General features: G+C 69.9%; 5 protein-coding genes. 3 read left to right on the forward strand and 2 right to left on the reverse strand.

The genetic code is table 11. The features are described from left to right. Positions 1–197 precede the first annotated feature (197 nt). Positions 198–1,535 (reverse strand): HAMP domain-containing sensor histidine kinase, encoded by a 1,338-nt coding sequence (locus ACFOLG_RS11240; protein WP_386091765.1) that lies wholly within the window; start codon positions 1,533–1,535, stop codon positions 198–200. Positions 1,536–1,537: 2 nt separating this feature from the next. Then, positions 1,538–2,242: a response regulator gene (locus tag ACFOLG_RS11245; RefSeq protein ID WP_386091767.1), complete on the reverse strand. Its 705-nt coding sequence runs from the start codon at positions 2,240–2,242 to the stop codon at positions 1,538–1,540. Positions 2,243–2,422: 180 nt separating this feature from the next. On the opposite strand from ACFOLG_RS11245, the gene ACFOLG_RS11250 reads away from it, so the two are divergent. Genes ACFOLG_RS11250 through ACFOLG_RS11260 form a run of 3 tightly spaced genes read left to right on the forward strand, consistent with a single transcriptional unit; the run spans position 2,423 to position 7,985 of the window. Then, positions 2,423–3,823 (forward strand): efflux transporter outer membrane subunit, encoded by a 1,401-nt coding sequence (locus ACFOLG_RS11250; RefSeq protein WP_386091768.1) that lies wholly within the window; start codon positions 2,423–2,425, stop codon positions 3,821–3,823. Then, positions 3,820–4,932: an efflux RND transporter periplasmic adaptor subunit gene (locus ACFOLG_RS11255; protein WP_386091770.1), complete on the forward strand. Its 1,113-nt coding sequence runs from the start codon at positions 3,820–3,822 to the stop codon at positions 4,930–4,932. The genes ACFOLG_RS11250 and ACFOLG_RS11255 overlap by 4 nt, the downstream gene beginning before the upstream one ends. After that, positions 4,929–7,985, forward strand: coding sequence for an efflux RND transporter permease subunit (locus ACFOLG_RS11260; protein WP_386091772.1), 3,057 nt, complete (start codon positions 4,929–4,931; stop codon positions 7,983–7,985). Before ACFOLG_RS11255 ends, ACFOLG_RS11260 begins: the two co-directional genes overlap by 4 nt. The last annotated feature ends 42 nt before the right edge of the window (positions 7,986–8,027 follow it).

Here is an 8,027-nt window from a genome sequence, read left to right on the forward strand (position 1 = left end):
CTCGCCCCAGCGCTGGCCGTCACCCAACTGCAGGGTGAGCAGGCGCTGGTCCTGGTTGAAGGCGGAGGCGAAGCTGGCGAGCAGGTCGGGAAGAGGCATACGGGCACGCGATGGCTGGTAATGACGATCGCGTATTGTATGTCATTGGATTTATTCGGCCAACAGATCAACTTAATGTCATGGCATGCCGGGGCGATTTACTGTGCCGGCAAACTGATCCTCACCTCCAGCCCGCCGCCGTCGCGCGGGTGGGCGCTGATCTGGCCGCCGTGCGATTCCACTGCGCGGCGGGCGATGGCGAGGCCGAGGCCGAAGCCGCTGCTGTCCTGGCCGTTGGCGCCCACGCGCAGGAACGGCTCGAACATGTCCTGCAGCGCGTGCTGCGGCACGCCGGGGCCGCGGTCGGCCACGGTGATCTGCAGCGCATCGGCGCTGCTGTGCGCCAGGATGTCCACCCGCGTGCCGGCGGCGGTGTACTTCACCGCGTTGCGGATCACGTTCTCGAAGGCGCGGTACAGCAGCTCGGCGCCGACTTCGGCGACGAACTCGCCGTCGCCGCTGAATGCCACGTCGCGGCCCAGGGCCTGGGCTTCGAACTGCGCGTCGTCGGCGATGGCGGCCAGCAGTTCCACCAGATCCACCCGTTCGCGTGCCACCTGGCCGGAGCCGGCCTCCAGCCGCGCCAGCGTCAACAGCTCGCCCACCAGGGTGTCCACCCGTACCACTTCGCGCTCGATGCGCTCCAGCGTGCTGTCCAGCCGCGCCGGGTCCGGCCGTTGCCGCGCCAAGCCGATGGCGGCTTGCAGCCGCGCCAGTGGCGAGCGCAGCTCGTGCGACACATCGTGCAGCAGGCGGCGCTGCGCGCCGACCAGCTGCTGCAGTTGCTGCGCCATGCCGTCGAATTCGCCGCCCAGCTCGCGCAGCTCGTCGCGGCGGCGGCCCATGCGCGGCCCGATGCGGGTGTCCAGCCGGCCGGCGGCCAGCTGGCGGAACGCCCAGCGCAGCTGGCGTATCGGCTTGGCTGCGCGCCAGGCCAGCAGCGCGCTGCACAGCAGGCTGATTAGGAGGGCGGTGGAGATCGGCAGTAGCGCTGGCGGCGGCTTGATGTGGGCGAAGCGCAGCATGTGCGCCAGGTCGTCGCTGCGCACGAACAGCAGGTAGCGGCGGCCGTCGGCGGCGGCGATGCTGCGGCTGAACGGCTGGCCGCCGGCGGCGCGCCGGCGGGCATCGGCGATGTCGGCGGCGGGCAGCGCGCGGCCCAGCAGCTCGCGGCCGGCGGCGTCCAGCACATAGGGCGAGGGCAGGGCGCTGCTCTGCGGCCAACCTTGCAGCAGCTGGTGCGCGGTGCGGGTTTCATTATTGGCCAGCGCGGTGGTGATGCCGTTGAAGACCAGCTCCAGCTTTTCGGTTTCGAAGCTGCGCTCGGCCTGCGGCACCGCCCAGCGCCACAGCGAGGTGGCGCCGATGATGCTGCCCACCGTCACGGCGATGAACAGCAGCAGGATCAGGAAGCACTTCCAGAACAGGCGGCCCATGCTTACTCCGGCGCCCGGATCAGCTGGTAGCCCTGGCCGCGCACGGTCTGTATCCACGAGCTGCCGTCACTGCCGGCGGCCAGTTTCTGGCGGATGCTGCTGATGTGCACGTCGATGCTGCGGTCGAAGCGCGCCAGCGGCCGCCCCAGCGCCACCTCGGACAGTTGCTGCTTGCTGACGATCTGCCCGGCGTGGCGCGCCAGCATTTCCAGCAGGCGGAACTCGCTGCCGGTCAGCGCCAGCGGCTGGCCGTACCAGTGCGCGGTCAGCCGCGCCGGCCACAGCTGCAGCGCGCCGGCCTGCAGGCTGCCGTCGCCCGCCAGCTGCCCGGCCGGCGCATCGCTGCTCTGGCCGCGGCGCAGGATGGCGCGCAGCCGCGCCACCAGCTCGCGCGGGGTGCACGGCTTGGGCACGTAGTCGTCGGCGCCCAGCTCCAGCCCGAGGATGCGGTCGATGTCGTCGCCGCGCGCGGTGAGCATCAGCACCGGCAGCCGGCTGTGGGCGCGGATCTGGCGCAGCGCTTCCACGCCGTTCAGCCGCGGCATCATCACGTCCAGCACCACGATGTCGAAGTCGCCGCTCAGCGCCTGCTGCACGCCGCTGGCGCCGTCGTGCACCCGCTGCGCGACAAAGCCTTCCTGCTCCAGATACTCGGCCAGCATGGCGCTCAGCTCTACGTCGTCGTCTACCAGCAATACCTTGTTCATGCTGCCTGTCTTCGATAAATCATCGCCCTGATGATAGCCGCTGCCGTGCACGGTGTCGGGCGGCTTTACACGTCTTTACCTAGCCGCCGGCTCTTTACCTTTCTTTACCTTGGCTTAACCGCGCTTTACCGCCTAAGCAGAGAACATTCGGCCTATCCGTTTCAAGTGGAGACACCCCGCATGTCGTTCCGACTTTCCCTGTTGCCGCTGTTGCTGGGCCTGGCGCTGACCGGCTGCGCCACGGTGGGGCCAGACTACCAGGCGCCGGCCGTGCGCATGGACGCGCAGTGGCAGGCCGCACTGCCGCACGGCGGCAGCACCACGGCGCTGCTGGACTGGTGGCAGAGCTTCAATGACCCGACGCTGTCCAGCCTGCTCAAGGCGGCCGAGGCCGACAGCCCGACGCTGGACCAGGCGCTGGCGGCGATAGCCAGCGCCCGCGCCAGTGACACTCAGGCCAGCCTGTCCGGCCTGCCGACGCTGACCGCCAGCGGCAGCGACACGCGCAGCGGCAGCCAGGGCGGCAATGTTGGCCGCAGCAGCAGCGCGGCGCTGGATGCCAGCTGGGAGATCGACCTGTTCGGCGGCGTGCGCCGCAGCCAGCAGGCCAGCCGCGCCGCGGTGGAAGCCAGCGAGGCCGACTGGCACGACGCGCGCGTGTCGCTGGCGGCCGAGGTGGCAAGCGAGTACGTGAGCTACCGCGCCTGCCAGCTGCAGCTGGCGCACGACCAGGACAGCTACCGCTCGCAGCAGCAGACCGCCAGCACTACCGCCGCCTCGGTGGCGGCCGGTTTCAGCGCGCCGGCCGATGGCGCGCTGATCGATGCCAGCGTGGCCAGTGCGCACAGCACGCTGCTGGCGCAGCAGGCGGAATGCGAGGTCAGCATCAAGTCGCTGGTGGCGCTCACCGGCCTGTCCGAGCCGCTGTTGCGCGACAAGTTGGCCGCCACCGCGGCGGCGATCCCGCAGCCGGCCGGCCTGCAGCTGAACACGCTGCCGGTGCAGCTATTGAGCCAGCGCCCGGACCTGGTGTCCGCCGAGCGCAGCTTGGCGGCGGCCAGCGCCAAGATCGGCGTGGCCGAGGCCGAGCGCTACCCGCGGCTGTCGCTGACTGGCAGCCTGAGCAGCACCACCACCCGCGGCAGTGGCAACAGCCAGGGCTGGTCGTTCGGCCCCACGCTGAGCCTGCCGATTTTCGATGGCGGCAGCAGCAAGGCCGCGGTGCAGACCGCCCGCGCCAACTACCAGAGCGCGCTGGCCGGCTACAAGAGCGCGGTGCGCAGCGCGGTGGAAGAAACCGAGCAGGCGCTGGTGCGGCTGGATAGCGCCACGCAGCGTGAAAGCAGCGTCGCCGCCAGTGCGGCCAACTATCGCCGCTACTTCCTGGCCACCCAGCAGCAGTGGCAGGCCGGCAGCGCCAGCCTGCTGGACCTGGAAACCGCGCGCCGCAACGCGCTGTCGGCCGAACAATCGTTGATCACCGTGCAGCGCGACCGCGTGCTGTACGGCATTTCGCTTTACAAGGCACTGGGCGGCGGCTGGCAGCTCGGCAACGCCATTGCCAAGGGAGAACCAGCATGACCCGCAAACACACCCTCACTCTCGCCGTGGCCGCCGCGTTGTTGCTGGCCGCTGGCGGCTGGCTGCTGCTGCCGGCCAAACCGGCGGCCGCCGCCAGCCAGCCGGCAGTGGCCGACCGTGCCGCACTGACCGTCAGCGTGGTGCAGCCGCAGCAGCAACGTTGGCCGCAGCAGCTGCAACTGAACGGCGCGCTGGCGGCGTGGCAGGAAGCCAGCATCAGCGCCGAAACCGGCGGCCTGCGCATTACCGCGCTGCATGCCGATGTCGGCACGGTGGTGCAACGCGGCCAACTGCTGGCCGAGCTGTTCAGCGCCGGCGTGGCCGCCGATGTGCGTCAGGCCGAGGCCGCGCTGGCTGAGGCGCGGGTCACCCTGAGCGGCGCCAAATCCGATCTGGCACGGGCGCAGGCGGTGAAGGATAGCGGCGCGCTGTCGGCGCAGAAGAGCGAGCAGTACGCGCTGGCGGTGGACACCGCCGTCGCCGGGGTAGCGTCGGCCGAGGCCAAGCTGGCCAGCGCCCGCATCACCCTGGCGCAGACCCGCATCGTGGCGGTGGACGACGGCGTGATCACCAAGCGCAGCGCCACGCTGGGCACCGTGGTGTCGTCCGGCAGCGAGCTGTTCACCCTGCAGCGCCAGCGCCGGGTGGAATGGCGCGCCGAAGTGGCGGCGCAGCAGCTGGCGCTGGTCAAGCCGGGGCAGCCGGCGCTGCTGACGCTGAGCGATGGCCGCCAGGTCAGCGGCAAGGTGCGGCAGCTGGCGCCGGCGCTGGACAGCAGCACGCGCATGGCGCTGGTGTATGTCGATGTCGCCGCCGACAGCCCGGCGCGCGCCGGCATGTATGCCAGCGGCAGCCTGCTGCTGGGCGAAACCGCGGCGCAAACGGTGCCGGCCAGTGCCGTGGTGGTGCGCGATGGCCACAGCTATGTGTTCGTGGTGGATAGCCACGCGGTGGTGACCCAGCGCGAGGTCAAGGTTGGCCGCAGGCAGGCGCAGCGCGTGGAGCTGCTGTCCGGGGTCAAGGCCGGCGAGCAGCTGGTGCAAAGCGGCGGCGGCTTCCTGAATGATGGCGACAGCGTGCGTGTGGTGCGCGGCAAGGAGGCGGCATGAATTTCTCCGCCTGGTCGATCCGCAACCCGGTACCGGCCATCCTGCTGTTCGTGGTGCTGAGCGCCGCCGGCCTGTTCGGCCTGCACAAGCTGGGCATCCAGAACTTCCCGGACATGGATTTCCCCACCATCACCATCAGCGCCTCGCTGGAAGGTGCGGCGCCGTCGCAGCTGGAAACCGAGGTCGCGCGCAAGATCGAGGACGAGGTGGCCACCCTTGGCGGCATCGAGCACATCACCACCACGGTGACCGATGGTTCGGTGACCATCAGCGTGGAGTTCGCGCTGGAGAAGAACAGCGAGGAAGCGCTGAACCAGGTGCGCAACGCGGTGGACAGCGTCAAGGGCGAGCTGCCGGCGGACATGGAAACGCCGACGGTGTCCAAGGTGACCACCAGCGGCAGCGCCATCGTCACCTACACCGTGGCGGCGCCGACCATGAGCGAGGAGTCGCTGTCGTGGTTTGTCGATAACGAAGTCAACAAGGCGCTGCTGTCCACCAGCGGCGTGGGCAAGGTGGCGCGTGTCGGCGGCGTGGACCGCGAGGTACTGGTGGCGCTGGACCCGGTGCGGCTGAACGCACTGGGCGTCAGCGTCTCCACCGTCGCCAGCCAGCTCACCGCGGTGCAGAAGGATGCCTCCGGCGGCCAGGGCCGGCTGTCCGGCGCCAACCAGTCGCTGCGCACGCTGGGCGCGGTGGGCAGCGTGGACGAGATCGCCGCGCTGTCGATTCCGCTGGGCGACGGCCGCCACGTGCGGCTGGACCAGCTGGCCACCGTCAGCGACGCCCATGCCGAGCGCACCACCTACGCCATGCTGGACGGCAAGCCGGTGATCGGCTTCCAGATCACCCGCGGCAAGGGCGAGAGCGAAGTGGCGGTGGTGGAGCGCGTGCGCGCCACCGTGGCGCAGCTGCAGGCGCGCTACCCGCGCGTGCAGTTCACCGAGGCCTACAACACGGTGGAATCGATCGAGGACAACTACGACGGCTCCATGCACCTGCTGCTGGAAGGCGCGGCGCTGGCGGTGCTGGTGGTGTGGTGGTTCCTGCGCGATAGCCGCGCCACCTTCGTGTCCGCCACCGCGCTGCCGCTGTCCATCATTCCCACCTTCGGCATGATGTATTACTGGGATTTCAGCCTCAACACGCTGACGCTGCTGTCGCTGGCGCTGGTGATCGGCATCCTGGTGGACGACGCCATCGTCGAGGTGGAAAACATCGTGCGCCACCTGCGCATGGGCAAGACGCCGAAGCAGGCGGCGACGGAGGCCGCCGACGAGATCGGCCTGGCGGTGGTGGCCACCACGCTGACGCTGGTGGCGGTGTTCCTGCCCACCGCCTTCATGAGCGGCATCACCGGGCGCTTCTTCCGCCAGTTCGGCATGACCGCCGCAGTGGCGGTGCTGGCCTCGCTGCTGGTGGCGCGCCTGCTGACGCCGATGATGGCCGCCTACCTGCTGAAAGCGCATCCGGAGCGGGCCGAAGACGGCAAGCTGATGACGCGCTACCTGGGCTGGGTGCGCTGGTGCCTGGCGCATCGCAAGACCACGGTGGCGGCGGCGACGGCGTTCTTCATCGCCTCGCTGAGCCTGGTGCCGCTGCTGCCCACCGGCTTCGTGCCGGCCAGCGATCTGGCGCGCACCAGCGTCAGCATCAGCCTGCCGCCGGGCAGCACGCTGCAGCAGACCCGGGCCGCGGCCGCCGCGGCGCAACAGCGCATGGTCGGCCTCAGCGGCGTGCGCCATGTGTTCAGCTCGGTGGGTACCGCCACCAGCGGCGGCGGCCCCGGTGCCACCACCAGCAACGACAGCAATACCGCCACGCTGACGGTAACGCTGACCCCGCGCGGCGAACGCAGCGAGAAGCAGGCGGCGATCGAAGGCCGCATCCGCGCGGCACTGAAAACCCTGCCGGGGGCGCGCATCAGCGTCGGCGGCGAAAACACTGGTGAAAAACTGCAGGTGACGCTGGTGGGCGACGATGCCACGGTGCTGACCAGCGCCGCGCAAACTGTCGAACGGCAGATTCGCGGCCTGAAGGGGCTGGGCTCGGTGGTGTCGGATGCCAGCCAGCAGCAGCAGGAAATCCAGATCACGCCGGACAATGCCCGCGCCGCCGAGCTGGGGGTGACCAGCAGCGCGCTGGCGTCCACCGTGCGCATGGCGACCTATGGCGACTTCTCCAGCTCGCTGGCCAAGCTCAACCTGCCGCAGCGCCAGGTGGAAGTGCGGGTGCGGCTGGACGACGCCAGCCGGCAGAACCTGGACGCCATCGGCCAGCTGCGGGTGGCGGCCAGCAGCGGCAACGTGCCGCTGGCCAGCATCGCCAGCATCGGCATGGGCAGCGGCCCCAGCCAGATCAACCGTCTGGACCGCATGCGCCAGATCACCATCGACGTGGAGCTGGGCGGGCGCAGCATGGGCGAGGTGCAGCAGGAGGTGAATGCCTTGCCGGCGCTGAAGGCGCTGCCGGCCGGGGTGACGCAGCGCGCGTCCGGCGATGCCGAGCGCATGGCCGAGTTGTTCGGCAACTTCGGCGGCGCCATGGCGGTGGGGGTGCTGTGCATCTACGTGGTGCTGGTGCTGCTGTTCCATGACTTCCTGCAGCCGGTGACCATTCTGGCGGCGCTGCCGCTGAGCGTGGGCGGCGCCTTCCTGGCGCTGCTGCTGACCAGCAACAGCTTCTCGATGCCATCCATCATCGGCCTGCTGATGCTGATGGGGGTGGTGACCAAGAACTCCATCCTGCTGGTGGAATACGCGGTGATGGCACGGCGCGAGCGCGACCTGAGCCGTTTCGACGCGCTGGTGGATGCCTGCCACAAGCGGGCGCGGCCAATCCTGATGACCACCATCGCCATGGCCGCCGGCATGCTGCCGATCGCGCTGGGGCTGGGCGCCGACCCGAGCTTCCGCTCGCCGATGGCGATCGCGGTGATCGGCGGGCTGCTGACTTCCACCACGTTGAGCCTGCTGGTGGTGCCGGTGGTGTTCACCTATATCGACGACCTGCTGCAGTGGCTCAAGCGCCGGCTGCCGCACCGGGCGCACTAGACGGCGCCGTTACGGCCAGCCCGGCAAACAGCCGCCCACCCG

The organism is Vogesella facilis (genome assembly GCF_042648525.1).
GTDB lineage: Bacteria > Pseudomonadota > Gammaproteobacteria > Burkholderiales > Chromobacteriaceae > Vogesella > Vogesella facilis.

Excerpts from the sequence above, each read along its gene's own strand:
- ACFOLG_RS11240 (WP_386091765.1), bottom strand. The coding sequence starts at position 1,535 with ATGGGCCGCCTGTTCTGGAAGTGCTTCCTGATCCTGCTGCTGTTCATC.
- ACFOLG_RS11245 (WP_386091767.1), bottom strand. The coding sequence starts at position 2,242 with ATGAACAAGGTATTGCTGGTAGACGACGACGTAGAGCTGAGCGCCATG.
- ACFOLG_RS11250 (WP_386091768.1), top strand. The coding sequence starts at position 2,423 with ATGTCGTTCCGACTTTCCCTGTTGCCGCTGTTGCTGGGCCTGGCGCTG.
- ACFOLG_RS11255 (WP_386091770.1), top strand. The coding sequence starts at position 3,820 with ATGACCCGCAAACACACCCTCACTCTCGCCGTGGCCGCCGCGTTGTTG.
- ACFOLG_RS11260 (WP_386091772.1), top strand. The coding sequence starts at position 4,929 with ATGAATTTCTCCGCCTGGTCGATCCGCAACCCGGTACCGGCCATCCTG.